The following is a 24,667-nucleotide window of genomic DNA, read 5'->3' on the forward strand; positions in this document are numbered from 1 at the left end:
CGGCCCGACGCAAGAGTTGGCTACGCTAAGTCGCAAGTAACATAGCAACGCTTACTCAGCCGGGGTCCGTGCGGAAACATCACCGCACCACTGTGGAGCCGCAAATAATCGTTGTACTGAATATGCTCATTTCTAGTAGCACCTTACAAGGGGAATAGACATGCCTACCACCTCTGGCCATCACGACCATAATCACACCCATGCTGCTTCCCGGGATGATGCTGATCTACATGACCCGGTGTGTGGAATGGCAGTCACTTCGTCGAGTAAATTTGCTGAGACTTACCAGGGACAGACGTATCGGTTCTGTAGCCTGAAATGCCAGGAGAAGTTTCGAGCGGACCCTGAGCGCTACAGTGGCCACGTGGTGCGCGACGAGTCAGGCAGCACAACGCCGGAGTCTGCGGTACAAACGGGCGCTGAATTTACGTGCCCGATGCATCCTGAAATACGGCAGACCGGACCCGGTAACTGTCCTAAATGTGGCATGGCACTAGAGCCTGTCATGCCGGCGCTTGATGAAGAAGAAAATCCTGAACTCCGGGATTTCAATCGCCGCTTCTGGTGGTCGCTGCCCTTAACCGTGGTCGTAACCGTGCTCGCGATGGCGGGTCACTCGTTACAACTTCTTCATGGTTCAGCTCAAAACTGGATCGAGTTCGCTCTGGCGACACCCGTGACCTTATGGGCAGGATGGCCTTTTTTTGTAAGGGGACTGGCCTCGGTTAAAAATCGCAGTCCCAACATGTGGACTCTGATTGGGTTGGGCACCGCCGCAGCTTATCTGTACAGCGTCATAGCAACGCTCTTCCCCCAAAGTTTTCCCGCCAATTTCATGCAAGATGGACGTATCGGCGTTTACTTCGAAGCGGCAGCGGTCATCATCTCGCTCACGTTGCTTGGGCAGATCCTTGAGCTCAAAGCCCGATCACAAACTTCCGCCGCCATTAAATCTCTTCTCGGCCTTTCGCCCAAAACTGCACGTCGGATCAATGCCGATGGCCAGGAGGAAGATATTCCTCTCACCCATGTGCACCTGGGAGACCACTTACGGGTCAGACCAGGTGAAAAGGTGCCAGTTGATGGTTCGGTACTTGAGGGTGAAAGTGCGGTGGATGAGTCGATGCTCACTGGCGAGCCAGTCCCGGTAATGAAGAAAGCTGGAGATAGCCTGATCGGTGCCACGCTGAATACGCATGGAAGCCTGGTAATGGAGGCGCAGAAGGTCGGTGCCGAAACCATGCTGTCCCAGATCGTACAGATGGTCGCGAGAGCTCAGCGTTCCAAGGCTCCGATGCAACGAATGGCCGACTCGATTGCCGGCTACTTCGTGATGGGTGTTATCACGATTGCGATAATGACATTTATCGGTTGGGGGCTTTTCGGCCCTGAGCCCAGCTGGGTGTTTGGTCTAATCAACGCTGTCGCCGTGCTGATCATCGCTTGTCCCTGTGCGTTGGGACTTGCTACGCCTATGTCGATCATGGTGTCGACAGGTAAAGCAGCAAGCATGGGTGTTTTGTTCAGAGATGCCAGTGCGATTGAGAGCCTTTGCAGAATCGACACGCTGGTTGTCGACAAGACAGGCACCCTGACAGAGGGACGGCCCGTGTTTCACAGCGTGGAGGCCACTCCCACCTTCAATCGCGACGACGTCCTTCACCTGGCTGCCAGCCTTGATCAGGGCAGCGAGCATCCTTTAGCACATGCGATCGTCGATCACGCCAGATCCGAGAACATCAAGCTGACCAAGCCGGAATCCTTTGAGTCTGATTTGGGTATCGGCGTCAGTGGCGTTGTCGATGGCAAAAAGCTCCAGCTGGGGAACACCGCGTTGATGGAAGCCGCAGGCGTGACCACCAGCCCCCTACAAGAGCGCGCTGAGGTATTGCGACTTGACGGCATCAGTATTGTCTACCTCGCCGTCGACGGCGCATTGGCAGGTTTGTTGGCCGTCTCAGATCCGATCAAGCCGACCTCAAAAGAGGCCGTCACCAAGCTTAAGGCTCACAACGTTAAAATCATCATGGCTACTGGGGACGGGCTTACTACCGCTCGGGCTGTCGCTAAGGAAATGGGGATTGAAGAAGTCCACGGTGAAGTCAAACCCCAAGACAAGGAGCGCCTGGTGGCAGACCTACAGCAATACGGGCGAAAAGTGGCCATGGCGGGTGACGGTATCAACGATGCTCCGGCCCTAGCGCGAGCAGATGTGGGGATAGCCATGGGAACGGGGACAGACGTGGCGATGAATAGCGCGCAACTCACGCTGGTAAAAGGTGACCTGATGGGGATCTTACGAGCACGAGCTCTTTCGGTCGCCACAGTTAAAAACATGCGCCAGAATTTGGGCTTTGCTTTTCTCTACAACTCAATGGGTATACCTCTTGCCGCTGGTTTGCTCTATCCATTGACGGGGCACCTCCTGTCGCCAATGATCGCTGCCATAGCCATGAGCGTCAGTTCCGCGTCGGTAGTTTTCAATGCATTGAGGCTGAGGAATACCCGAGTTGACTGACCTTCAAAATTGCAGCGTTTTAACTCGGGGGGAATGGCTATCCATGTGCTTTCTTCAATCCCTTTAAGCGCGCATTCGCCCGTTGCACAGCGGCCATTTTTTCAGGCCGCTTCATGCGCTTCCACTTTCTGATGTCTTCCTTATTCCGCCCGCAGCTCACACACAGATCACCACTGAGTTGGCAAACCGAGATACAAGGATTCTCGATTTCTTTTGCCATGGTCAGTCCCCCTTAGCTTTATGTAGTTGAGCCACGCGACGTTTCCAGTCGCCTAGGTGCGTGCGTTGGCACTCTTGCTCCGAGTCAAAGCGGACATTGCGGTCTGAAACAGGCAGGTCAAGATTGGCCTCTTTCAAGGCAATCGCCGTCAACTCAAAGATGCGGGCCTTCGCGTCAATCTCGGCCCGCTTCCTGTCAGCCAGGGTTTCGAACACCCAGATGACCTTCAGGGTTTCAGCCAACGCACTTAGGTCAACGGTGTGAGTGAGCCAAATAAACCCCTTTATCTCGTCCTTTGCTGTTTCGCACGCGTCGGTGAGCGTGACGATCAACTGGCGCTCGATCCGAGCCAGTTCACGTTTACCGGGCGGCATCGGTGTGTCCTATAGAGGTTGTGCTGGACAGGCGCTGAGTCATGTCTGCCGGAACTCGACGGTCAGGTGGCTGACTTCGTGAACCGTTTTGAGACGTTCACGAATGCTCTCGGCGTTCACAGTTGCTTCACCCAGAACGCTGACAATCGCCGCGCGCGCTTGAGGTCCCACCCTCCAAACGTGCAAGTCTGTAATGGTAGCGCCACCCGGTTTCTCAACGAGTTCGCGGATTTCCTCGGCAACGTGCGCGTCGGTCTGATCGAGCAACACGCCCGCAGTTACCCCCATCAAGGTCCAGGCCCAACGCGCGATAACGATAGCGCCGACGATACCCATGACCGGGTCGAGCCACACCCAACCCAGATATCGACCGGCAAGCAAGGCAGCGATGGCCAGAATCGACGTCAGCGCGTCTGCAATGACGTGGACATAGGCGGACCTCAAGTTGTTGTCGTTTCCGTTGTAGGCATGAGGGTGATCGTGGTCGTGTCCATGTCCATGCCCATGACCCAGCAGCAGGGCACTGACAATGTTGACGAGCAAACCGACAACGGCGATGAGGGTCGCGGTGCCAAACTGAACCGGTGTTGGCTGCAACAAACGCATGACCGATTCAACGCCAATGCCCAACGAAACCATGCCAAGAATCAGCGCCGAGGCGAACCCGCCCAAGTCTCCAACCTTTCCTGTACCGAAACTGTAGCGCTGGCTGGTAGCGTGGCGTTTTGCGTATCCGTAAGCGGCCGCCGCGATGCCCAATGCGCCCGCATGGGTTGCCATGTGGAAGCCATCGGCCAGTAACGCCATCGAACCCGTGATATAGCCGGCGGTGATCTCCCCGATCATCATTGCCACCGTGAGTGCTACAACCCAAAGCGTACGCTTGGCATTCTCATCGTGCGCTGAGCCTAGAAACACGTGGTCGTGTGTGTAATCGATGTCGGTGCTGCTCATACGTGTTTACCTGGAGGTTCACTTGGAGTATCGGCGGATAGCTTCAAGAAGCTCTTCGACGCCCTTGTTACGCTCTTCTTCGCTGAGCGCAGGGTTCGCGACATGCGCTCGTGCGTGATCCTCGATGATCTCCTCCATTAGCCCGTTGATGGCACCTCGAGTGGCCGCAACAAGATGTAGTGTCTTGGCGCAGTCGAGATCCGATTCTAATGCTCGTTCAACAGCTTGAATTTGTCCGGCAATACGTTTTACACGTTTAAGAAGATCGTCTTTGTGTGATGCGATATGGCCCACGTTATACCCCCCCTACCTATACAAGGTCGCATCATAGGCGTCCCCCCTATCCCTATGCAAGATGCCATGGAGGACAGATCAAAAAGCCGTTGACGAAACGAGAGGCTTACAAAATCGAGGGATCAAGCAAGAGAGCCGCAATGTTGCCGTTAGCCGACCTTTACCGACGAGAACAATAGGGCGCACTCCTGGAAACCGTTCAAACGGTAGCGAGCTAATTAGCAGCCGAGTGGTCAAGTCCCGTAAAACTTCTCGAAATCTGCGCTCACGGCTTTGATTAGATAATCGTTGACCTTGCCATGGTGTCAACGTCGATGCTGTCGCTGCGGGGAAAAGACACCGCTCAGCACGAGGGTAATTTACATGGTCGTCTTAGATGTATCAGGCATTGGTTGCGGCAGCTGCGTCGGCAAAATCACCAGAGCGATCCAGGCACTGGACGGCAACGCTACGGTCTCAGTCGATCGATCAACCGGTAAGGTGAGTGTTGAAAGTAGCGAAAACGCGGAACAGCTTCGTAAAGCTGTGGAGGCGGTTGGCTTTCCTTCCAAGATCAGCCATTGAACGGAGACTCCTGCTCTTGAGTAGAGCGCCGTCTGGAGGAGAATACCTCTGAATCTAGGAGTACTTAAGCTGCTGTGTCGGTCAAAATGGGCTCGCATGCGCCTGCGCTGCTAGTCACCGCGCAGAGCTTTGAGCAAACCCTTGAATGCTCCATTCAACCGAGTAAAAGCCGCGTTGAAACGTATTGCGTTTTCTGTGTATTTGGCAACCTCGACCTGCTGATCGACAGTATTTTGGTCCAAGGCAGGCTGAGCCGGCGTGCTGTAAAGCAAGTCGCGCCCGTATATAGCCACCGCCGATTCTTTCTTAAGAAAATGCTTTGCGTTTGTTGTTTTCAAAGAAAACGCAGTGGTAGCAGGTTCTTTGGTTTGGCTGGCGAGCACAGTAGAAAAATCCAAGTCTTGGGCTTTGAAGTTCGGAGTGTCAGCGTTCGCGATATTGTTACTCAAGATCTCAGCTCTTTGGCCACGATAAACTAACGCTCTTTCTGCGGAGCCTAATGCTTTCTCAAAATTAATACTCACAATTAATCACCCTCGGTGGCATTACTATCTTCTTTGATCATTGAACACTCAGCTGTTGCAGCAGCGCATTCAAGTCTCCTATTAATTTTAATGGAGAGACCTAGAACATCGCTTCCGTGAGAATTAATGGAACCCAAAGCAATGATTACACTTCAATCTTATATTCAATAAAAGTCGCGCAATGCGAAAATATGGAGACCATACGTATTAAATAGCGTGTACTTCAAGAAAAATATCCCAAACTGACACAACTGTAATATTGGCCTAAGCTTCCTGACAGGGGGTGTCTCTTATAGTCCAACTGAGTCTTTTGCTCACCCCCAAAGAGTCCAATCCATGATGTGATTCAGAGGGGATATTTTCACACATCTGAGGTAGCCCATATGAACACCATCAAAACCTTGTTCGTCGTCGCAGCGCTGACTGTTTCCACTCTGGCCATGGCTGAAGGCGGTGGTGACCGGACTTTCGCACGTATGGAAGTGGCCAAGACGAATTCGATGGAATCGTACCAGGTAGCTCAAACGCAGAGCGCTCAACCACCTGTCGCTGAAAGCAAAGCCAAAGCGATGGACCATAAAAACTGCTGAACGATCAGGCACGCGGCCAAGCTGACAGAAATGTAATCACGAAGGTGGTTTAGATGTGGCAATTTCTGAGCTCGCTTGCAATGAAAAATTCGTCCTTTTTTCGGTACGCGAAGCTCATCTTGCCAACTCACGGGTTGATTTGAACGGCTCCCTTTTGACTGATTGGAAATAAACGGCATGCATTCCAAAACCTCTAGACGGACATTCGTTAAAGGCCTGGCCGCCGGCGGCATCCTTGGCGGCCTTGGTCTGTGGCGCACTCCTGTATGGGCAGTGACCAGTCCCGGCCTGCCGAGCGTCCTCACCGGCAACGAATTTGATCTGTTTATTGGTGAAACGCCGGTAAACATCACTGGCTCGCCGCGCACAGCCATGACCATCAATGGCTCGTTGCCGGGGCCTTTGCTGCGTTGGCGCGAAGGGGAGACGGTCACTCTGCGCGTGAAGAACCGTCTGGATCAAGACACCTCCATCCACTGGCACGGCATTATTTTGCCTGCCAACATGGATGGCGTACCGGGTTTGAGCTTCCACGGCATCGCGCCCGACGGCATGTACGAATACAAGTTCAAGGTGCATCAAAACGGCACGTACTGGTACCACAGCCATTCTGGGTTGCAAGAGCAGGCAGGTGTTTACGGGCCAATAGTCATCGATTCGAAAGAGCCTGAACCGTTTCAATACAATCGCGACTATGTGGTGATGCTGACTGACTGGACCGATGAGGATCCTGGTCGCGTCATGGCCAAACTCAAGAAACAATCGGACTACTACAACCACCACAAACGTACCGTGGGCGACTTCATCGACGACGTCAGCAAGCAAGGCTGGTCTGCTGCCGTCGCCGACCGGAAAATGTGGGCCGAAATGAAAATGAACCCAACTGATCTGGCAGACGTCAGCGGGGATACCTACACCTACCTCATGAATGGCCAAGCGCCGAACGGCAACTGGACCGGTATTTTTAAGCCTGGCGAGAAGCTACGCCTGCGCTTTATCAATGGCTCAGCGATGAGCTATTTCGATGTTCGCATTCCTGGTTTGAAAATGACCGTGGTGGCGGCCGACGGCCAATATGTCCAACCAGTCAGTGTCGATGAATTCCGAATCGCCGTGGCAGAAACCTATGATGTGATTGTTGAGCCTGCCACCGAGGAGGCTTACACAATCTTTGCCCAGTCCATGGATAGAACCGGCTATGCGCGGGGGACCTTGGCAGTTCGTGAAGGACTGAAAACACCGGTACCGGCGATCGATCCGCGTCCGCTGTTGACCATGGATGACATGGGCATGGGCGGTATGGCTGGCATGGACCATGGCAGCATGGCTGGCATGGGCGGCGGCGATATGAAACAGGGTGACATGTCAGGTATGGCTGGCATGGATCACAGCAAGATGCAGGGAATGGACCAAGGTGACATGACCGGGATGACCGGCATGGGCAGCGGTGACATGACCAACATGGCCGGCATGGACCATAGCAAGATGGCAGGGATGGACAAAGGTGACATGTCCAACATGGCCGGCATGGACCACAGCAAGATGGCGGGGATGGACAAAGGCGACATGTCCGACATGGCCGGCATGGACCACAGCCAGATGGCAGGGATGGGCGGTATGGGAGGCGAGATGCAATCTCACCCAGCGTCCGAAACCAACAACCCGTTGGTTGACATGCAGGCCATGAACCCAACGCCAAAACTGAACGATCCAGGTATCGGTTTGCGGAACAACGGTCGACGGGTGCTCACTTACTCAGATCTGAAGAGCACTTTCCAGGACCCTGATGGCCGAGAGCCCAATCGCACCATTGAGCTGCATCTGACCGGTCACATGGAAAAGTTTTCCTGGTCCTTCAACGGCATCAAATTTTCTGATGCTGAGCCCCTTCGTCTCAAGTACGGGGAGCGTCTTCGCATCACCTTGGTAAACGACACCATGATGACGCACCCCATCCACCTTCATGGAATGTGGAGCGACCTTGAAGATGAAAACGGCAAGTTCATGGTACGTAAGCACACAATCGACATGCCACCGGGTACCAAGCGCAGCTATCGAGTAACCGCCGATGCTTTAGGTCGCTGGGCCTATCACTGCCACCTGCTTTTCCATATGGAAATGGGCATGTTCCGTGAAGTACGGGTTGATGAGTAAAGGAGACGATCTGTGAGCACACACCTAAATCGTAAATCGCTGGTCGGTTGCCTCTTTGCTTTTGGCCTGATGGTTGGATTCTCCTGCGTAGCATTGGCAGTCGAAGAACGTGGTGATCATTCACCTGCTACTTCTGCGGATGCGCCGAACAAGACTGCGACCACGTCAAACCAGGCAACGCCGAATCACGCGACGATGCCTCATACCAAGATGCGCCATGAGTCGATGGATCATGACCAAGAAAACAAGAAGGCGGATTGAGATCATGACCAGGAATTTTTTACGCCCAACGTTGATGGTATTGGCAGTTTCTACGAGTCCTGTCTTCTTTGCCGTGGCTCACGCCGCTGAAGAGATGGATCACTCCAAGATGAACCATGGCTCCATGGGAGCGATGGACCATAGCAACATGGGGGCTATGGACCACAGCAAGATGAAAATGGACGACGGTCAAATGACCGGCATGGAAAGTATGGATGAAGGGACGACGACAACCAGTCGAACCCCTGTCCCCGTACTTACCGATGCTGACCGTGCAGCCGCCTTTCCAGATGTCGCTGGTCATGGTGTCCACGACAAAACAATCAACTCTTTCATGCTGCTGGATAAGTTTGAATACCAGGATGCTGACAACGGTAGTGCGTTGGCCTGGGATGCGAAAGGATGGATCGGCGGTGACATTGATCGACTGTGGTTGCGCTCGGAAGGCGAACGTACCAATGGCGTGACGGAAAGCGCTGAATTATCCGCGCTCTGGGGGCACTCCATCGGACCGTGGTGGGACGTCGTCACCGGTGTACGACAGGATTTCAAACCAGGGTCTCCTCAAACCTGGGCCGCACTCGGCATTCAGGGGATGGCCCTCTACAACTTCGAGGCCGAAGCGACTGCCTACATCGGTGAGAACGGTCAGTCGGCTGCTCGGCTGGAAGGCGATTACGACATTCTGCTGACGAATCGATTGATTTTGCAGCCGACGGCCGAGGTCAATTTTTACGGAAAGAATGACCCTCAGCGCGGCATCGGGTCCGGATTAGCCAACACCGAAGTGGGGCTCCGATTGCGTTATGAGATTGTCCGCCAATTTGCCCCTTATATCGGGGTGAGTTGGAGCCGTTCCTATGGCAATACGGCAGACTTTGCACGTGAGGAAGGTGAAGACGCCAGCGAGGCACGCTTTGTCGCCGGTATTCGGATGTGGTTCTGAGAACCGAGTATGAAAACAACGCTGAAGGCACTGATTGCTGCTGGTCTGGCCACCGTATCATCGGCTGCCGGCGTGGTGTATTTCGGCGTGATCAATGTCGGGGCGGATGATCCGCACTCCGCCCCCGTCTACGCGCTACTTTCTATTGCTCGGGATCGCTCGATACACGTGCGCTCGCGCGACATTCAGGTCCCCGACCTGAGCCAAGAAGCCCTCATCCGTGAAGGTGCTGGCAACTACAACTCGATGTGTGTCGGTTGCCATTTGGCTCCGGGGCTTGCAGGCACCGAACTGAGCAATAGCCTTTACCCTGTACCTCCGAACCTTTCGAAACTGGGCGTCGATGGGCACCCAGCCGCAGCTTTTTGGATCATCAAGCACGGCATCAAATCCACCGGCATGCCCGCGTGGGGCAAAAGCATGGCCGATCCCTACATATGGGGGATGGTCGCATTTCTCCAGCAGCTTCCGTCACTGGATGCAGAGCAATACAAAGCTCTGATCACGAGTAGCGATGGCCATCAACACGGTGGTGGCGAAAGCGTGATGCACAACCATGAGGGTCAGCATGGAACGACCCAGGGGGAAAGTGGCGCAGGTGCTGCCAACCAAAGGGCGGAAGTCCGCGCCCATGATGACGAGAAAAACACGGCACATGCCCATGGCCCCGCCGCAGCGCCGTCTGCAAATGAGCCTGCTGACCACGCCGATCATAAGGGTAGGGAAGCTTCAGATGATGCGGCCCCGACTCCAACCGTACAGCCCAAATCACATACACATACTGATGGGAAGGAACATACCCATGCGAAATAACTCTCATCGTTGCATACGGGCACTTCGTCTCGCTGCTTTCGTGGCTCTGTTCATCAGTTCAGCCAGTCACGCAGCAGAGCCATTGTCGATCGACGTCCATCGCGACGCTAATTGCGGGTGTTGCAAGAAATGGATCCAGCACCTTGAAGCCAGCGGCTTGACCGTCATTGATCACGTGGAAGCCAACATGAGCGCGATCAAGCGCGGTCTCGGGATTTCCCCTGAGCTCTCGTCCTGTCACACAGCAACCATCAACGGAAAGTTTGTTGAAGGTCACGTGCCCGCCGAGCAAATCATTGCGATGAGCAAACGTGATGACCTGCTCGGGATTGCCGTTCCAGGCATGCCGGCCGGCTCCCCAGGAATGGAAGTGGACGGGAAACATGACGCGTATAAGGTAATCGGCTTGTCAAAGGCAGGCACAGACCACGTCGTTGCTGAATACCCCGAAAACTGATCTTCTAATCTTGCTCCTGCATGGTGAGGGTCATGGCCGTGCAGAGGACATAGCTCATTTCGAACGTAAAAAAGGCGCCACTAGGGCGCCTAAACCACCTCCCAAACCAAAGGAAAAACAAGGAGGCGGGATGTATCAGGTGGTCGAGCAATTGTTTACTGTACGTTAGAAACACTTCAACTGACGGACATGATTTCATAAAATGGATAACTTCAGCCTTTCCTGAAAATTACTTCTACGTCAGCGAGCAGTAAGCTAGTTTCGGACAAAGGAGAATTATGCAGTTCTTAAATAATTTTCATTGTCTAGCTTCCATGGGGGCAGTTGTCGGCCATGACCTTATATTCCACGGTGTTAAGCTTGCCCGTAGAGTCTTCATAGGTCATGCGCGAAGGAGCAACCCCACAGGTTTTATTGGCTCGTGTGACACTGACGACCTTCTGGATATCGAGGTTCATACCATATTCATAATGAACAATTTCAGGAGGAGTCTTACCGTTCCTTGAGGCATATTGTTCCATTGCCTGTTGGTTCTCTTGCATCATTCGACCATACACGCGGTCACCGCCTCCTTCAGCCATGGCTAATGAAGATAAGGTCAAAATCCAAGCGGCGCAAAACGCTTTCACTGCTGTCATTGCTTTCATGATTTTCTCCTAAAGCTCAATTTTCTGAGTTAAAGAGTAACAAGTGAAAGCTTTCAGAAAGCTGCCGCGAAGGTTACTAATTTGAAAGGTAGACCCTAGTCCGCGTTTAAGCTTTCAAGCGAGATGGCATTTTTGTTATCCCCAAAGGTTGGCAGACGCTGACGGAACACAGATGCCCTCAAAAGCTTATTGAAACTGGTGGCCCCTCCCAATTCCTCGATACGCCGGTAGATCTGAGCAAGGCCTCTGCGTCGACCCCGGTTCTGGCCAGGCTTTCCAGATCCCACTCGAAGAAACTGGAAAAAACCAGGAAAACCTTGCTTGATACCGCTGAGGTCAATCTTACCGTCGAGTAATTCACGGGGAGCTTCATCCTGATGAGTTCAGAGACAGTCCAGACCAAAGTTCTTAGACGGAAATGCCATACTGACTCCTGATGAATCTTGATCTGTTGATAAGTAAGGGGGAACCTCTGCTTGCGTAGATCCAGCTCATGAGGCAACGAACCTGGGAGTAGCGATTGCAAATTCCGAATGTTCACTCTCTTCGGATCTTTCGTAACTTTATACAGCTCATCTACGCCCGCTTCGATAAGGGCTGCATAGGCGTCGTCTCTTGAGTCGACGGACTTTTCGACCTTAACTGTAGCTTTTTTAGGGGCATGGAGTTTTGCCATTAACCATGCGTTATCATTTTCTAGAATCCATTGCGTAGGTTTGTACGCCTTCTTCCAGAGGTACTCGATATTGGCATCGGTACGTAGCGCTAAAAGCAACTCGATTTTTTGGCGATATCTAGTTTTTTGGCTAAGACGCGATTCTTCGACTTTGGGCGCTCGCGGAGAAACAGCGGCACTCAGCAGGATAGACTCATTCTTCAGAGCCTCTTCAAAGCCATCTGCACTGGAAAACAAATGAAGAGCAATGATCAAATGCCGCGCGAGCGGCATATTTAGCTGACCTTTATCTGATTTGAGCCGGATCCATTGCTCATGCTTTCCGTTGTTGTAGGCTGGATCAATCTGCGCCAAAAGTTCATCGCCGTAAGCGCTTTGGATGCTGTCGAATAGTTTCGCAATACCCGCATTTTTTCCGAAAATGAATCCGCGCTTCTTGCATTGGCGGACGTAGCACGAACTCAATACCGTACTGCCTATCGGAGGAATATTGCGTTGCAAGATATCGTGTGCGAACAGAGCGACTTTCTGTTCCATCTTTGAACCCTTGTGTATTGCTGCGCTGTTTAACGGGCTCCAGCCGCATGCGCATGGCTCAGTCAGATTGGGAAGCAGCTTCAATTTACGGTAGAACGGGCGAGAGCACTCGGGGCAGGCATGGATCAATGCGTCGCCATGACGCCAACAGACGGCAACACCGGGTATCTGGTGAGATCGATGCCAGTAGGCAGAACCCCGCTCAATCAAATCTTCCTGAACGCAGGTAGGACAAAGCTTAGCCTTGCCATGGGTGGACTCTTCTCTGCGGGGCACCCGTACCACCCCGTCATAACCCAGCGGTCCTTCGTTGTTCTCCGGCCCCTGCTTAACCCCAAGAAACGGCCGGTAAGCAGGAAAAGTAGTATTGCTACTGATCAGCTCTGCGAGATTGCTCTCCGATTGCCCCGGCAGCCTGTGTGCGAGCCTCTCGATCTGCTTGGGTACGATGCCACCAATGCAAAAGGGTTTCGATGCGAACAAATCGCGGTAGGTTTCTGTCGCGGTTCTATTGCCTGACAGATAGTGATAGCGGGTGACACGAGAGTGCAGCATTTCATCCGGCATCGACACGGGAAAAAATAATAGATCAGACATCATTTACCAATTAAAGGTAGGGGTCGAAGAGAACGTGCATCCGGGGGCAGTATATATGCAACCCGTAAAATTCTGTATCCGGTCTGGATTTGGAAATGACACAGCCGCTCAACTTTGAATCGTAGTAAATTCATCTAAACCCCGCCGCGCCCGTACTCCTTGAAATACAGAACACGTATCGATAACCCGTGTAGGTCAGCCAATGGCGATTGCAAAACTATTTCGGGTGATCGCGGGTTAGTACGTTTTAGATGATGATTGTGATGATCCAGCGTATGCCGACGCTATTCTGGTGGGTGCAAATTTTCATTAACAGAAAAACAATGTGTTCACGGTGAATTGATTTAGAACTTTTTTAGATGGAGAGAATGCCCGGCTGGATTACAGCAGGGGCCGAATGCTCGCGACTCTGTAGAGCGAAGAACGTGATATAGGCATGCCCTCCGAGAACAATTGGCGTCTAGCCCATTGCAGACGCCTATCGTGAAAGCCTTCGATTGGTTCACATACTTTTTCGAGCATTGCTGCACAGAGAGGAAGCTTGCAGAGCTGCTTTTCGAAGCGAGAAAGAACATGAAGCTCCCGACCAATCCTGGTACGCGAAATGCGGACAGGCTTACCCGCGAGAGCATAAAGCGTGTCGGCACACTGACGGACTTCGCCGGACAGTCTCGCATCGAGGGCAGCGAACATTTCGGCGCTATTCAGACGGGGCGTACGATGGGGGCTTGGGTTTGCAGTTGACTCCGAAAGCCACTGTCTGTCGTGACGATACAGCCACGCATACCCCCTGCATGCATGTGCTTTGTACAATCGATAATCAGCCTCGAAAGCCGCGCGTCTTGCGCATAGCTCAATGTGAAATCGCGCCTCCCTCCAAGCATCTTGCCCGCCGGGTACATTTCGGATGTGACGATAGACATACGCTGATGAAACGCCTAGAACGACAGCGATCTTTTTGGCATCAGCTCCTTCAAGAGCATGTTCCCACACAGCGGCTGACGAACAGTCCAGGCCTTCACCTGGCATCACCTGAGAAAGGCGCGCGTGAAGCCGAATGTGAGCTTTCGGATCACATGCCACCGCCTGTTTCACAGGGCATTGACCATGCAGCAAGCTCACCATTTCAACGCCCAGAGCACCGGCCAATAAGATGTATTTGAGCGGATGGTGAGAGGTTATAGGCGTACGAAGCAGCTTCGTGACCCATGAGGCGGGTGTACCTGCACGAACATCTCCGAGTATAGAAAATTCCCATTCTCGCGGGAGTGTGGCAAAAAAATCGGCCATGTGCTGCGCCAGCATGTGCAGGTGCAAGCGATGGTTATCAGAAGCAAGGTTGAGCTGCGTTGCCCTTTGTAAAAGCGTGTAGCGCACCGCCTCCGCCGACAAAGCAGTGACTTCAGACTCGAGGACCTGAAGTGAGCGCAACGCTATTTCGTGAAGCGGTGGCATGCACCGCAACGGGGTGTCGAGATGTACCGTGTGTGCTTGCACATTCTCATCACTCGGCAGATTAAGTTGTCGAGAGCTGCGGCTTAACCAGCGAGGATCAAGGATCCTGAGTGACGTACCGTGATGCGGACATACCAGCACGCCTGGAAGCATGTGGACCCTGTGCCAGTAAGCAACTCCCCGTTGAGCCTGATCTTGGGCAATACATTCTGGGCATAACCGCACTCGGGAGGCGAATCCAATACGGCTCGCGTTGACGCCCAGCTTTAACATCAAGCCTTTCCCATCAGCGGTCATCAGTGTCCGAGCTTGTTCAACCTGGCTCATCCTCAAAAACGGCGCATAGTAGGGTAATAATGTGTGGCGCATGAGGACCTCGGCTACCGATAGCTCGGTACCGCTGGGTAGCGCGTCGACAAAATCCCCTAGATGGCTCGGGAATGCCACATTTTGCGAAAATGCTGCCGCCGATTTCAGTCCGGCAAATGCTGCTTGGCAATTACGAACACCGCAAAGACGGGCATAACGAGAAATCACGCTGTGCAGCGTCTCGTCGGGAAACGCGGCGGGGAAGAAATGGAGTTTAAGCTGCACTTCACCCCCCTCCTACTCACGCTTTGTGATAGATCGGTGAGAACTCAAACAGGTCCTCGTTGAGCCAGCCCGCAGCGCGCAGAGCGTCGAGGGGAGCGTCATGTTCGCTAAGCGCTTTAGCCTCTGAGTTTTCCACAGCAGTAGCAATCGGCGATGGTTGATCTTTCGCAAGAATGGTTGGAGATGGGTCTGCCGGTTTCTCACGGGATACAACGCTTCGAAGCAAGGTGAGGCGATCCTCTCGTGCCAATCCATCGAAGACCATCATTTCGCTCAGTTGATCCTCAATCGGCAGCAAATCGTCAAACTGTCTCATCCGCTTCGGATCACGGCTACGCAGGGCTGAAAGGGCTGGCTTTAGAATCTGCATTTTTGAGTTGCTTACCTTCACCATGACCTCAGCAGTCAAACACTCCGAACCGCTCTGGACCGCATAACGCTGACTCAATACCAGAAGCTTGACCAGGAAATCTGTCACGCCTTGAGTGTGTTCATACAGCGTGTCAAAAATCTCGTCGGTCAGCTCTGCAGTCTGCTTGCACCACTGATAGCTCCATAGATTTTCGACCAACAACCGCCACTCCTCATCATCCTTTTCGAATCGTTTGAATTCGAGCGTGCCGGCACCACAGACTCGGCGGGCAGTCCGCATGGCTTCTGAGAACAGGCTAATTGTCGAGTTCGTGCCACTGAAAACCACCGGGATACCGATGTTGTTTACCAAGTGCAGGAAAAAATTCAGCATGCTCTCTTTACCACCGGTTTTCGCCAGGTGGAGGTTTTGCAGCTCGTCGATCAACAAGGCGCCGATGAAAAACGTGCTGGCCACCTGCTCCATCTGTTGCAGCGCATCATTGATGTTTCGATGCCTGTAGCGCTTGTGGTAGTCCTTATCTCCTAGAGCGTCACCAACCGCATAAAAAAACTGCTGGCAAAACCCAGCCAGCGATCCATCCCGAGGGCAGTCAAGCTTCAGCCATGTGATTTGGGTATGAACAAACTGCTTTCCCTCATAGCGCTCATGACGGATTGTCTGTGGATAAAGGCTCAAGATGGCGTGGAGCGCTGTCGACTTGCCAATGCCGCTCAGGCCGACGACGGTAAACGTTTCTGCAGTGGACTTGAACGCATCGTGGTAACGCTGAGCTCCCGATAAAGAATGCAAATGCCGGACGGTAGCGGGCGACATCGGGTTACGCCCAACATACCCTCGACGAATGAGCAGTGAGAACAGGGCCTCCAGTTCCAGATGTAGCAAAAACGGTTGTACCACGGTTCTTAGCCGGTCGATACAGTGAATTCGAGTGGCTCCTTCGAGCGTCAGCTCTTTCGGATCCACCGGCTGAGGAAAATTCGAGATCAGCTCAACAGCCGCGGCCTCCGACAATATCGGAGGCAAAGCTTCGATAAGCGGGTTACCCGCATACTCACTAATGTCCTGTCTGACGTAATTGGCGAACGTCTGTGCACCTTTCATTTTGCCTGTCCTGGCCGAATTCTTTTGAGCAAATCGATAACCTGCGCAGTCCGCTCGCCGGCATATGAATCATGCGCTTTCGGTGTCAATTCAGATTGAAGTGAAGCTGGCTCCGCCCTAACGCCTTCAGGAACAACCGCATTTTCACGCTCACGGAGACGTTCTTCTGCGCGGTTCTCGCGGATGTTTCCAGTGGCCTCTGCCTTGGTGGGCGGAGCAGGTTCCAGTTTTCGTTCTGCGAGTGCATGACTGATGATCTGGTGGACCTGATCGCTAAGCTGCACACGGCTTTCCAGCTCGGCTCGCCGGCGAGTAGGCGGTTTTTGGCGATAGGCTTCGAGCAGATCAAAAATCTCGTCCGAGCGGTAATTCGCGTAACCGGCATCCGATCGTCGAAGATCACAACGGATAAACTGCTTGGCCTCTCCCTGAATCCAAATGTGTGCCGCCGAGTTCGGATCGAACCAACACTCTATTGACCAAACGCCCCCTTTGCGAGCCTTGGCAAACCAATCTTTCTCTATGGCCATATCACACACGTAGTGCATGCCGCGAAACATAACCCCACCCTTTTGAACGGTCGCGCGCTCGCGAGGCAAGAGATGGAGGTAAACCAGCTCGTCAGGACGTTTGTTGGATTCGATCAGGTCGTTGTCGCAGGCCCAATTCCATATCCCGTTGGGTGTAGGTTCAACGCCGTCATTCATCATCGCCTGCGTCAGTCGTTCAGGCTGTCGATGGTGCCCGTTATAGTGGAGTACGCACTTGATGAGGATTTGGGTGAACTCTTTGAGATTCAGCGTGGCATCGAGCCGGTAATCTCGCTCGCCTCGCTCTTTGTCTCGCGCTGCTACCCCGCCAGGTAGCCATCTGATACCCGTCAAATCATTCAAAATGCCAAACCGACTTTCCACCATAGGCTTCCAATCCGGCCGATAAGGCGGAGCAGTGCCCATCTCAATTCCCAATCCTGACGATAGCCCCTCTGCTGCGAGTGACAGCATCTCTCCTCGGTCGGCGTAAATCTGGTGGGGCAGGTGGTGACAATTCCAATCATCTGCATTGATTTCGACGCCGTTCTGAGCGCAGAACTCGACTTTGGAGGTAAACGCGTTGAACAGCGCTTGCCTGGCCCCATTCCAACTAGGGCCCTCCAATCCTACATAGAGACCAGCAATCATTCCGGAGAAGCTATCCACAACGATATAAACTACGGGCCGGCCAATGAGCATCCGCCTGGAGTAGCTGTTGACCAAATAAATATCGGCAATAGTCGCGTCGATCTCGAACTGATGACAGGGTCCACGCAGCCAATCGCGAACGGTACCTGAAAGCGGACGGCAGTCCTTTAACCATCTCCTCAATCCTTTACGGCCACGCTCGGTTGCAATCTCGTCGAAAAAAATCTGTCCCCAATATTGGAACTGCCTCAAGCTGGGGAGTTCTGAACCAGGCAACAAACGAAGCTCTTCTTCACTGTTTTTAGAGATGTCTCGAACAGAGTAGAATCGTCTCAACATTTCGTCATATGCGCTCGAAATAGATGATTTCTTATCTCTTACATAAAGAGCATATCCAACACGGATGCATCGTTTATCAACTGCACTGAGCATCTTGGAAGGCGAAGTAAGAACGCCTTGAAATTTAGGCTTTCGCCCTGGTGGCCTGCTCGGATCATATTTTCTATCGGCAACCCCTACTGCCGTATAATTGTTAAGCAATGAGTTGCGAACTTGACCATAAAACCAATAGCGGTAAAGAAGTCGATAGATCGTTTTCCGCTGGATTCCGAGCTCTGACGCCCGTTTGCTAACAAGTCGGCCTAACTCACCTCGTACAAATATTTGTCCTGGGTATTCAGGATCTAGCAGAGGGGCGATGACGGCCCACTTTTCGTCCCGGCCTTGCTTGGCTCTCTCATCCAACTGTTCCTCAAGCACAAGCATGAACTCGGGCGTGGCAATGGCTGCTGGTTTGGTGTGACCAGACGCTAACGATCGACGAAGCTCCTCCAGACCCACAGCGTATGGCTGCCGGGGTGGGTCAGATAGATCCATCACAACTGCTAAGTCATGCGTTTCATCTTGGTAAAGGAGCCTGGCTATCGTAGCGATGACCGACAGATCGGTTACAGGCTCGAAAACGTCATTAACGAGAACAGTCATGACATTTTCTCCTTCAACGATACTTGGACAGGGCTCGGTGAAACTTCGAAGCCAGGAACTAGACCAGTAAGGTGGAGAGGAGTGTTAACCAAATCGATTTTCAGTATCTTGTTCCAAACCAGATGAAAGAAAATTGCTTGAGCGTCTATATAGGAAATGGACAGAAGTGATGCTATTTTTCTTAGACAGGTGGCCAAGGTCCACGAATATTCCCGGCTGTTTACAAGGCACTCGATAAAATTCGAATGCAACGGCGCTTTCATTAAATCACGAGAGAGCTTCGAGTACCTCCTGATTAGTCCAAGATTTTTAATCAAATCTCGTGTAAAAAACTCGTCTGTTACGATTTTCCAATCAACACCTTGGCTTTCCCAAAAACGCTTTTCAATTTCAAGTTTTTCAAGCGTTCTTTTACTTCCGTTGCCAATTAAATCTGAACGATACTTCACCGTCCTAGCTACCGATTTGAAGTTTCCGCTCGGGTCCTTAACAGTTAACAGGAAGTCTGTTGTCATCACATAAGGCAGTGTTGTTCTAGGGTATCTTGGATAGCGTACATCGATCGCCGACGCTATCGCTTGCGCACGCTCTGTGGGTAGTAAAGGGTATTGCTCCCGGATATCCACGACGTCTTCAGAAAATTCACACACAAGGAAGTAGGAACGCTCGAGATCTGACAGGAGGTGATGAATCCTCTCGATCTTCACACCTTGAATCTTGTGCGAACGACCTATCGACGGGACATCTTGTACCCGCAGCCAAGGCACGTAGCTTGCCCCGGCGCCTTCGCCAAATCCATTTGCAATGTGCCGTTCAATGTCCTGCTGTGATGCAAATTTACGACCTCGCAACCCACGCCTCCTCAGTCGATGCGGACCGCTTCACCTCGCGTCGAGAAAAAGTCGTAGAAGGACACGACCGCCAAAGCGGCCGCATTCAAAACATTTTCCAGACTACACCCGCTGAAAGTTGAAGCGATGAATCCAGACCAAAGGGAAAGCCTGGAAAGGAAAACCCCCGTAGATACGGGGGTTTGAGCCTTGTGTCAATCTATGTTCATGCGTGTCAAACTTTATTGTTTTGTGTCAATCTTTATTGTTGAAAACCATCGTCCACATCAATTGTGGATAACTTATTCCACCGTCACCGACTTCGCCAGATTCCGCGGCTGGTCAACGTCCGTGCCCTTCAGCACAGCGACGTAATAGGACAGCAACTGCAGCGGGATGGTGTAGAGGATCGGCGAGAGAATGTCGTGGATGTGCGGCATCTGTACCACGTGGGTGCCTTCGCCATTGGTCATCCCGGCCTTTTCATCGGCGAAGACGACCAGTTCGCCGCCGCGTGCGCGGACTTCCTGCAGGTTGGACTTGAGCTTCTCCAGCAGTTCGTTGTTCGGCGCAACGGTGACCACCGGCATGTCGTTATCCACAAGCGCGAGAGGGCCGTGTTTCAGTTCGCCGGCCGGGTAGGCTTCGGCGTGGATATAGGAGATTTCCTTGAGTTTCAAGGCACCTTCCATCGCTACCGGGAATTGCGCGCCGCGACCGAGGAACAGGGTGTGGTTTTTCTCGGCGAACAGCTCGGCGACTTTTTCCACAGTACTGTCCATCGCCAGCGCTTCGCCCAAGCGAGCCGGCAGGCGACGCAATTCTTCCACCAGCGTGGCTTCAACGTCCGCCGCCAGGCTGCCGCGCACCTGGCCCAGAGACAGGGTGAGTAGCAACAGACCAACCAGCTGCGTCGTGAACGCTTTGGTCGAGGCGACACCGATTTCGCGACCGGCCTGGGTCAGCAAAGTCATGTCGGATTCGCGCACCAGCGAGCTGATGCCCACGTTGCAGATCGCCAGACTGGCGAGGAAGCCAAGCTCTTTGGCGTTGCGCAATGCGGCCAGGGTGTCGGCAGTTTCGCCGGACTGCGAGATGGTGACGAACAATGTGTCCGGCTGTACAACCACTTTGCGATAGCGGAATTCGCTGGCAACTTCGACCTGGCACGGGATCCCTGCCAGCTCTTCGAGCCAGTAACGGGCAACCATGCCGGCGTGATAACTGGTGCCGCAGGCAACGATCTGTACATTACGCACCTTGGCGAACAGCTCTGCCGCTTGTGGGCCGAAAGCTTGCACCAGCACTTGGTTGTTGCTCAGGCGACCTTCCAGCGTACGCTGCACCACAGTCGGTTGCTCGTGGATTTCCTTGAGCATGTAGTGGCGAAATTCACCCTTGTCGGCAGCTTCGGCGCCGTCGGTGTACTGCACGGTCTGGCGCTCGACAGCGGCTCCGCTCACATCCCAGATCTGCACGTTATCGCGGCGAATTTCGGCGATATCGCCTTCTTCCAGGTACATGAAGCGGTCAGTAACCTGACGCAGAGCCAGTTGATCAGAGGCGAGGAAGTTCTCACCCAGACCCAGACCAATCACCAATGGACTGCCACTGCGCGCGGCAACCAGACGATCCGGTTGTTTGCCATTGATCACGGCCAGACCGTATGCACCGTGCAGTTCCTTGACGGTGGCCTTGAGGGCGACAGTCAGATCTGGCTGATCCTTGAGTTTGTGATTCAGCAGGTGAGCGATGACTTCGGTATCGGTATCCGAAGTAAACACGTAACCCAGCGCTTTCAGCTGTTCACGCAGGGCTTCGTGGTTTTCGATGATGCCGTTGTGCACCACCGCGATGTCGCCGGAGAAATGCGGGTGAGCATTGCGCTCGCACGGGGCGCCGTGGGTAGCCCAACGTGTGTGCGCAATACCGAGGCGGCCAACCAGCGGGTGCTCGGCCAGCGCGACTTCCAGTTCGCTGACTTTGCCCGGACGGCGCATGCGCTCAAGGGTTTGCTCATTGGTGTACACCGCCACACCGGCGCTGTCATAGCCACGGTATTCCAGGCGTTTGAGACCTTCGAGCAGGATGGCGGTGATATTACGTTCAGCAACTGCGCCGACAATTCCACACATGCTTATTTCTCCTGACTGACAGCCGCGCAAATCACGGTGATACCGCGGGCCTGAATCTGATCGCGTGCATCAACAGGCAGGCGATCATCGGTAATGAGGGTATGGACGCTGCTCCAGGGCAGCTCCAGGTTGGGAATCTTGCGACCGATCTTGTCGGCCTCGACCATCACGATCACTTCACGCGTCACTTCAGCCATGACCCGGCTCAGACCGAGCAGTTCGTTGAACGTGGTCGTACCGCGCGCCAGATCGATGCCATCGGCACCGATAAACAATTGGTCAAAGTCGTAAGAGCGTAGTACTTGCTCAGCCACCTGGCCCTGGAAGGACTCCGAGTGCGGATCCCAAGTGCCGCCGGTCATCAACAACACCGGTTCGTGCTCAAGTTCACTTAAAGCGTTGGCGACGTGCAGGGAGTTGGTCATCACCACCAGACCCGGTTGCTGACCCAGTTCAGGGATCATCGCGGCGGTAGTGCTGCCACTGTCGATGATGATGCGCGCGTGCTCGCGGATGCGTTTTACCGCCGCGCGGGCGATTGCCTGCTTGTACTTGGAAACGCTCTGCGCGGTTTCCGCGACAAGTTCTTGAGGCATGGTGATCGCTCCACCGTAGCGGCGCAGCAATAAACCGTGGCTCTCCAGCGCAGCCAGGTCCTTACGGATCGTAACTTCTGAGGTTTCGAAGCGCTTGGCCAATTCATCCACACTCACCTCCCCCTGCTCGTTGAGCAAGGCGAGAATGTTATGGCGGCGTTGAGGCGTGTTGCGTTTCGACATGGCGGCTTAAGTTTCGATTCGAAAGATAACGGAAGCAATAAAAACCTATTGACCATAAATCGTCAACCCGGCAAACAAAAAAAATCGCAGACCCCAGCAGTCCTGTGTAGGAGCTGCCGAAGGCTGCGATTTCCAGATCTCAAAAAAGACTGTGGATAACTCAGTCCTTTTTGATCTTCTCTGGCCGCTTCCAGCCATCAATGTTCTTCTGCCGTGCGCGGCCTACTGCCAACTGAGCGTTATCCACATTCTGCGTAATCGTAGAACCCGCCGCAGTGGTCGCACCATTGGAGATATCCACAGGCGCCACCAATGAGTTGTTGGAGCCGATGAACACGTCCGCGCCCAACACGGTTTTCCACTTGTTGGCGCCGTCATAGTTGCAGGTGATGGTGCCAGCACCAATGTTGGTGCGTGCGCCAATCTCGGCATCGCCCAGGTAAGTCAAATGACCTGCCTTGGCGCCTTCGCCCATGTGGGCATTTTTCAATTCGACAAAGTTACCCACATGCGCCCGGGCTTCGAGCACGGTGCCCGGTCGCAGACGAGCAAACGGACCGGCATCGCTGCCCTCGCCGAGAATTGCACCTTCGATGTGGCTGTTGGCCTTGATCACCACGCCTTTGCGCAGGGTACTGTCCTTGATCACACAGTTCGGACCGATGACCACGTCGTCTTCGATTACAACATTGCCCTCGAGGATCACGTTAACGTCGATCAGCACATCGCGACCCACCGTGACCTCTCCGCGTACGTCGAACCGGGCCGGATCACGCAGGGTCACACCTTGAGCCATCAGACGACGACCGGCGCGCAGCTGGTAATGACGCTCCAGTTCGGCTAGTTGCTTACGGTCATTGGCGCCCTGCACTTCCATCGGATCCAGCGGTTGCTCAGTGGCGACGACCAGACCATCGCTGACGGCCATTTCGATAACGTCGGTCAGGTAATACTCGCCCTGTGCGTTGTTGTTCGAGAGTCGGCTCATCCAGTCAGCCAGCCGATTGGCCGGCACTGCGAGAATGCCAGTGTTGCCTTCGGTGATCGCGCGCTGCGCTTCGCTGGCATCTTTGTGCTCGACGATGGCGGCAACTTTGCCGTCAGCGTTGCGAACAATGCGGCCGTAGCCGGTTGGGTCGTCGAGCTCCACGGTCAGCAAACCCATCTGCCCTGGAACGACATGCTTGAGCAAGCGTTGCAGGGTTTCGACTTCGATCAACGGCACGTCACCGTAAAGAATCAGCACAGTGTCGGCAGTAATGAATGGCACGGCTTGGGCAGTCGCGTGACCAGTGCCCAGTTGCTTGTCCTGCAACACGAAGTTCAGATCGTCGGCCGCGAGACGCTCGCGCACCACGTCGGCACCGTGGCCGATTACTACGTGGATACGCTGCGGGTCGAGTTGCCGGGCGCTGTGGATAACATGGCCCAACATGGAATTGCCGGCAATCGGGTGCAGCACTTTCGGCAGAGCCGAGCGCATGCGAGTGCCTTGACCGGCCGCGAGGATGACGATTTCGAGAGACATGACTGGCTACCAATCCTGGAGGTCAGCAACTGCGACCGGGGTTCTAGAATTCGGAAAAGAAAAAAGGGTAGCCGAGGCTACCCTTTTTTATCAATCGCACAACAAGCGGATGACGGATTAACCGCCAAACTTCTTGCGGATCTGCTGGACGGTGCGCAGCTGAGCTGCAGCCTCGGCCAGACGTACGGACGCAGCGCCGTAATCGAACTCTGCGCCACGCTCATGCAAGGCAGCCTCGGCAGCCTTGAGAGCTGCTTGAGCCTGAGCTTCATCCAGGTCGGCGGCACGTTGCACGGTATCGGCAAGCACCTTGACCATGTTCGGCTGAACCTCGAGGAAACCACCGGAGATGTAGAACACCTCGGCTTCCCCGCCTTGCTTGATCAGGCGGATCGGACCTGGCTTCAGATTAGTGATCAGCGGCGCGTGACCCAGAGCGATACCAAGATCACCCAGTGCACCGTGCGCAATCACCATCTCGACCAGGCCGGAAAAGATTTCTCCTTCCGCGCTGACGATATCGCAATGGACTGTCATAGCCATCTGATTGCCTCAACCTAAATGAGCGCCCGTTGCCG

Annotated in this window: 23 protein-coding genes; 8 read left to right on the forward strand and 15 right to left on the reverse strand. The window is 53.7% G+C overall.

Going from position 1 to position 24,667, the window contains the following annotated elements:
- The first annotated feature begins 160 nt into the window (after positions 1 to 160).
- Positions 161 to 2,518, forward strand: a complete 2,358-nt coding sequence (locus tag AB4P97_RS23945; protein ID WP_395601706.1) for a heavy metal translocating P-type ATPase — start codon at positions 161 to 163, stop codon at positions 2,516 to 2,518.
- 37 nt (positions 2,519 to 2,555) lie between these two features.
- On the opposite strand, the gene AB4P97_RS23950 is transcribed toward AB4P97_RS23945, so the two are convergent.
- Genes AB4P97_RS23950 through AB4P97_RS23965 form a run of 4 tightly spaced genes read right to left on the reverse strand, consistent with a single transcriptional unit; the run spans position 2,556 to position 4,360 of the window.
- The gene (locus tag AB4P97_RS23950) at positions 2,556 to 2,738 is read right to left on the reverse strand and encodes a DUF1289 domain-containing protein (RefSeq protein ID WP_081016709.1); all 183 of its coding nucleotides are present in this window, start codon (positions 2,736 to 2,738) and stop codon (positions 2,556 to 2,558) included.
- Between the two features lie 2 nt (positions 2,739 to 2,740).
- Complete coding sequence (locus AB4P97_RS23955; RefSeq protein ID WP_060480357.1) at positions 2,741 to 3,112, reverse strand: hypothetical protein; 372 nt, start codon at positions 3,110 to 3,112, stop codon at positions 2,741 to 2,743.
- A gap of 39 nt (positions 3,113 to 3,151) precedes the next feature.
- Positions 3,152 to 4,066 carry a CDF family Co(II)/Ni(II) efflux transporter DmeF gene (dmeF, locus tag AB4P97_RS23960; RefSeq protein WP_060480356.1) on the reverse strand — a complete coding sequence of 305 codons (915 nt, stop codon included), beginning with the start codon at positions 4,064 to 4,066 and terminating at the stop codon, positions 3,152 to 3,154.
- 18 nt (positions 4,067 to 4,084) lie between these two features.
- Complete coding sequence (locus tag AB4P97_RS23965; RefSeq protein WP_060480355.1) at positions 4,085 to 4,360, reverse strand: metal/formaldehyde-sensitive transcriptional repressor; 276 nt, start codon at positions 4,358 to 4,360, stop codon at positions 4,085 to 4,087.
- Between the two features lie 363 nt (positions 4,361 to 4,723).
- Between AB4P97_RS23965 and AB4P97_RS23970 the strand changes: the two genes are divergently transcribed.
- Complete coding sequence (locus tag AB4P97_RS23970) at positions 4,724 to 4,924, forward strand: heavy-metal-associated domain-containing protein (protein ID WP_047292961.1); 201 nt, start codon at positions 4,724 to 4,726, stop codon at positions 4,922 to 4,924.
- A gap of 110 nt (positions 4,925 to 5,034) precedes the next feature.
- Here the strand turns inward: AB4P97_RS23970 and flgB are convergent, their stop codons facing one another.
- Positions 5,035 to 5,448: a flagellar basal body rod protein FlgB gene (gene flgB, locus AB4P97_RS23975; RefSeq protein ID WP_034115527.1), complete on the reverse strand. Its 414-nt coding sequence runs from the start codon at positions 5,446 to 5,448 to the stop codon at positions 5,035 to 5,037.
- 383 nt (positions 5,449 to 5,831) lie between these two features.
- Here flgB and AB4P97_RS23980 point away from each other — a divergent pair, with 383 nt between their 5' ends.
- The 6 genes from AB4P97_RS23980 to AB4P97_RS24005 all read left to right on the forward strand — a co-directional run bounded on the left by AB4P97_RS23980 (position 5,832) and on the right by AB4P97_RS24005 (position 10,669).
- On the forward strand, positions 5,832 to 6,038 hold the full coding sequence (locus tag AB4P97_RS23980) for a co-regulatory protein PtrA N-terminal domain-containing protein (protein ID WP_034115528.1): 207 nt from the start codon (positions 5,832 to 5,834) through the stop codon (positions 6,036 to 6,038).
- A gap of 177 nt (positions 6,039 to 6,215) precedes the next feature.
- The gene (locus tag AB4P97_RS23985) at positions 6,216 to 8,192 is read left to right on the forward strand and encodes a copper resistance system multicopper oxidase (protein ID WP_158830531.1); all 1,977 of its coding nucleotides are present in this window, start codon (positions 6,216 to 6,218) and stop codon (positions 8,190 to 8,192) included.
- A gap of 12 nt (positions 8,193 to 8,204) precedes the next feature.
- The gene (locus tag AB4P97_RS23990) at positions 8,205 to 8,453 is read left to right on the forward strand and encodes a hypothetical protein (RefSeq protein WP_143024556.1); all 249 of its coding nucleotides are present in this window, start codon (positions 8,205 to 8,207) and stop codon (positions 8,451 to 8,453) included.
- On the forward strand, positions 8,425 to 9,399 hold the full coding sequence (locus AB4P97_RS23995; protein ID WP_034115531.1) for a copper resistance protein B: 975 nt from the start codon (positions 8,425 to 8,427) through the stop codon (positions 9,397 to 9,399). The genes AB4P97_RS23990 and AB4P97_RS23995 overlap by 29 nt, the downstream gene beginning before the upstream one ends.
- 9 nt (positions 9,400 to 9,408) lie before the next feature.
- Positions 9,409 to 10,212, forward strand: coding sequence for a cytochrome c (locus tag AB4P97_RS24000; protein ID WP_034115532.1), 804 nt, complete (start codon positions 9,409 to 9,411; stop codon positions 10,210 to 10,212).
- Positions 10,202 to 10,669, forward strand: coding sequence for a DUF411 domain-containing protein (locus AB4P97_RS24005; protein ID WP_212550281.1), 468 nt, complete (start codon positions 10,202 to 10,204; stop codon positions 10,667 to 10,669). The genes AB4P97_RS24000 and AB4P97_RS24005 overlap by 11 nt, the downstream gene beginning before the upstream one ends.
- A 305-nt stretch (positions 10,670 to 10,974) precedes the next feature.
- Here AB4P97_RS24005 and AB4P97_RS24010 read toward each other — a convergent pair whose 3' ends face one another.
- The 10 genes from AB4P97_RS24010 to AB4P97_RS24055 form a co-directional block, all read right to left on the reverse strand.
- On the reverse strand, positions 10,975 to 11,307 hold the full coding sequence (locus AB4P97_RS24010; protein WP_034115581.1) for a DUF2790 domain-containing protein: 333 nt from the start codon (positions 11,305 to 11,307) through the stop codon (positions 10,975 to 10,977).
- Positions 11,308 to 11,494: 187 nt separating this feature from the next.
- The gene (locus AB4P97_RS24015) at positions 11,495 to 13,126 is read right to left on the reverse strand and encodes a TniQ family protein (protein WP_024014924.1); all 1,632 of its coding nucleotides are present in this window, start codon (positions 13,124 to 13,126) and stop codon (positions 11,495 to 11,497) included.
- A 381-nt stretch (positions 13,127 to 13,507) separates the two neighbouring features.
- On the reverse strand, positions 13,508 to 15,175 hold the full coding sequence (locus tag AB4P97_RS24020) for a TnsD family Tn7-like transposition protein (protein WP_047292956.1): 1,668 nt from the start codon (positions 15,173 to 15,175) through the stop codon (positions 13,508 to 13,510).
- A 16-nt stretch (positions 15,176 to 15,191) separates the two neighbouring features.
- Positions 15,192 to 16,652, reverse strand: coding sequence for an ATP-binding protein (locus AB4P97_RS24025; RefSeq protein WP_024014926.1), 1,461 nt, complete (start codon positions 16,650 to 16,652; stop codon positions 15,192 to 15,194).
- The gene (locus AB4P97_RS24030; protein ID WP_158830528.1) at positions 16,649 to 18,817 is read right to left on the reverse strand and encodes a Mu transposase C-terminal domain-containing protein; all 2,169 of its coding nucleotides are present in this window, start codon (positions 18,815 to 18,817) and stop codon (positions 16,649 to 16,651) included. The genes AB4P97_RS24025 and AB4P97_RS24030 overlap by 4 nt, the downstream gene beginning before the upstream one ends.
- Entirely contained in the window at positions 18,814 to 19,668 is an 855-nt protein-coding gene (locus AB4P97_RS24035; RefSeq protein ID WP_024014928.1) for a TnsA endonuclease N-terminal domain-containing protein, read from the reverse strand. The genes AB4P97_RS24030 and AB4P97_RS24035 overlap by 4 nt, the downstream gene beginning before the upstream one ends.
- Positions 19,669 to 19,949: 281 nt before the next feature.
- Complete coding sequence (glmS, locus tag AB4P97_RS24040) at positions 19,950 to 21,782, reverse strand: glutamine--fructose-6-phosphate transaminase (isomerizing) (RefSeq protein WP_042556886.1); 1,833 nt, start codon at positions 21,780 to 21,782, stop codon at positions 19,950 to 19,952.
- 2 nt (positions 21,783 to 21,784) lie between these two features.
- Complete coding sequence (locus AB4P97_RS24045) at positions 21,785 to 22,561, reverse strand: DeoR/GlpR family DNA-binding transcription regulator (protein ID WP_042556887.1); 777 nt, start codon at positions 22,559 to 22,561, stop codon at positions 21,785 to 21,787.
- A 160-nt stretch (positions 22,562 to 22,721) separates the two neighbouring features.
- A complete protein-coding gene (gene glmU / locus AB4P97_RS24050; RefSeq protein ID WP_115147906.1) occupies positions 22,722 to 24,089 on the reverse strand; it encodes a bifunctional UDP-N-acetylglucosamine diphosphorylase/glucosamine-1-phosphate N-acetyltransferase GlmU in 1,368 nt (455 codons plus the stop codon).
- 117 nt (positions 24,090 to 24,206) lie between these two features.
- Positions 24,207 to 24,632: a F0F1 ATP synthase subunit epsilon gene (locus AB4P97_RS24055; RefSeq protein WP_042556889.1), complete on the reverse strand. Its 426-nt coding sequence runs from the start codon at positions 24,630 to 24,632 to the stop codon at positions 24,207 to 24,209.
- Between the last annotated feature and the right edge of the window lie 35 nt (positions 24,633 to 24,667).

Origin of the sequence: Pseudomonas sp. A1230 (assembly GCF_044218825.1) — a bacterium.
GTDB lineage: Bacteria > Pseudomonadota > Gammaproteobacteria > Pseudomonadales > Pseudomonadaceae > Aquipseudomonas > Aquipseudomonas iridis.

Bases quoted from the DNA above. Each gene is read 5' to 3' on its own strand.
- AB4P97_RS23945 (WP_395601706.1), top strand. From the start codon at position 161: ATGCCTACCACCTCTGGCCATCACGACCATAATCACACCCATGCTGCT.
- AB4P97_RS23950 (WP_081016709.1), bottom strand. From the start codon at position 2,738: ATGGCAAAAGAAATCGAGAATCCTTGTATCTCGGTTTGCCAACTCAGT.
- AB4P97_RS23955 (WP_060480357.1), bottom strand. From the start codon at position 3,112: ATGCCGCCCGGTAAACGTGAACTGGCTCGGATCGAGCGCCAGTTGATC.
- dmeF (WP_060480356.1), bottom strand. From the start codon at position 4,066: ATGAGCAGCACCGACATCGATTACACACACGACCACGTGTTTCTAGGC.
- AB4P97_RS23970 (WP_047292961.1), top strand. From the start codon at position 4,724: ATGGTCGTCTTAGATGTATCAGGCATTGGTTGCGGCAGCTGCGTCGGC.
- AB4P97_RS23980 (WP_034115528.1), top strand. From the start codon at position 5,832: ATGAACACCATCAAAACCTTGTTCGTCGTCGCAGCGCTGACTGTTTCC.
- AB4P97_RS23985 (WP_158830531.1), top strand. From the start codon at position 6,216: ATGCATTCCAAAACCTCTAGACGGACATTCGTTAAAGGCCTGGCCGCC.
- AB4P97_RS23995 (WP_034115531.1), top strand. From the start codon at position 8,425: ATGACCAAGAAAACAAGAAGGCGGATTGAGATCATGACCAGGAATTTT.
- AB4P97_RS24000 (WP_034115532.1), top strand. From the start codon at position 9,409: ATGAAAACAACGCTGAAGGCACTGATTGCTGCTGGTCTGGCCACCGTA.
- AB4P97_RS24005 (WP_212550281.1), top strand. From the start codon at position 10,202: ATGCGAAATAACTCTCATCGTTGCATACGGGCACTTCGTCTCGCTGCT.
- AB4P97_RS24010 (WP_034115581.1), bottom strand. From the start codon at position 11,307: ATGACAGCAGTGAAAGCGTTTTGCGCCGCTTGGATTTTGACCTTATCT.
- AB4P97_RS24015 (WP_024014924.1), bottom strand. From the start codon at position 13,126: ATGTCTGATCTATTATTTTTTCCCGTGTCGATGCCGGATGAAATGCTG.
- AB4P97_RS24025 (WP_024014926.1), bottom strand. From the start codon at position 16,652: ATGAAAGGTGCACAGACGTTCGCCAATTACGTCAGACAGGACATTAGT.
- AB4P97_RS24030 (WP_158830528.1), bottom strand. From the start codon at position 18,817: ATGACTGTTCTCGTTAATGACGTTTTCGAGCCTGTAACCGATCTGTCG.
- glmS (WP_042556886.1), bottom strand. From the start codon at position 21,782: ATGTGTGGAATTGTCGGCGCAGTTGCTGAACGTAATATCACCGCCATC.
- AB4P97_RS24045 (WP_042556887.1), bottom strand. From the start codon at position 22,561: ATGTCGAAACGCAACACGCCTCAACGCCGCCATAACATTCTCGCCTTG.
- glmU (WP_115147906.1), bottom strand. From the start codon at position 24,089: ATGTCTCTCGAAATCGTCATCCTCGCGGCCGGTCAAGGCACTCGCATG.
- AB4P97_RS24055 (WP_042556889.1), bottom strand. From the start codon at position 24,632: ATGGCTATGACAGTCCATTGCGATATCGTCAGCGCGGAAGGAGAAATC.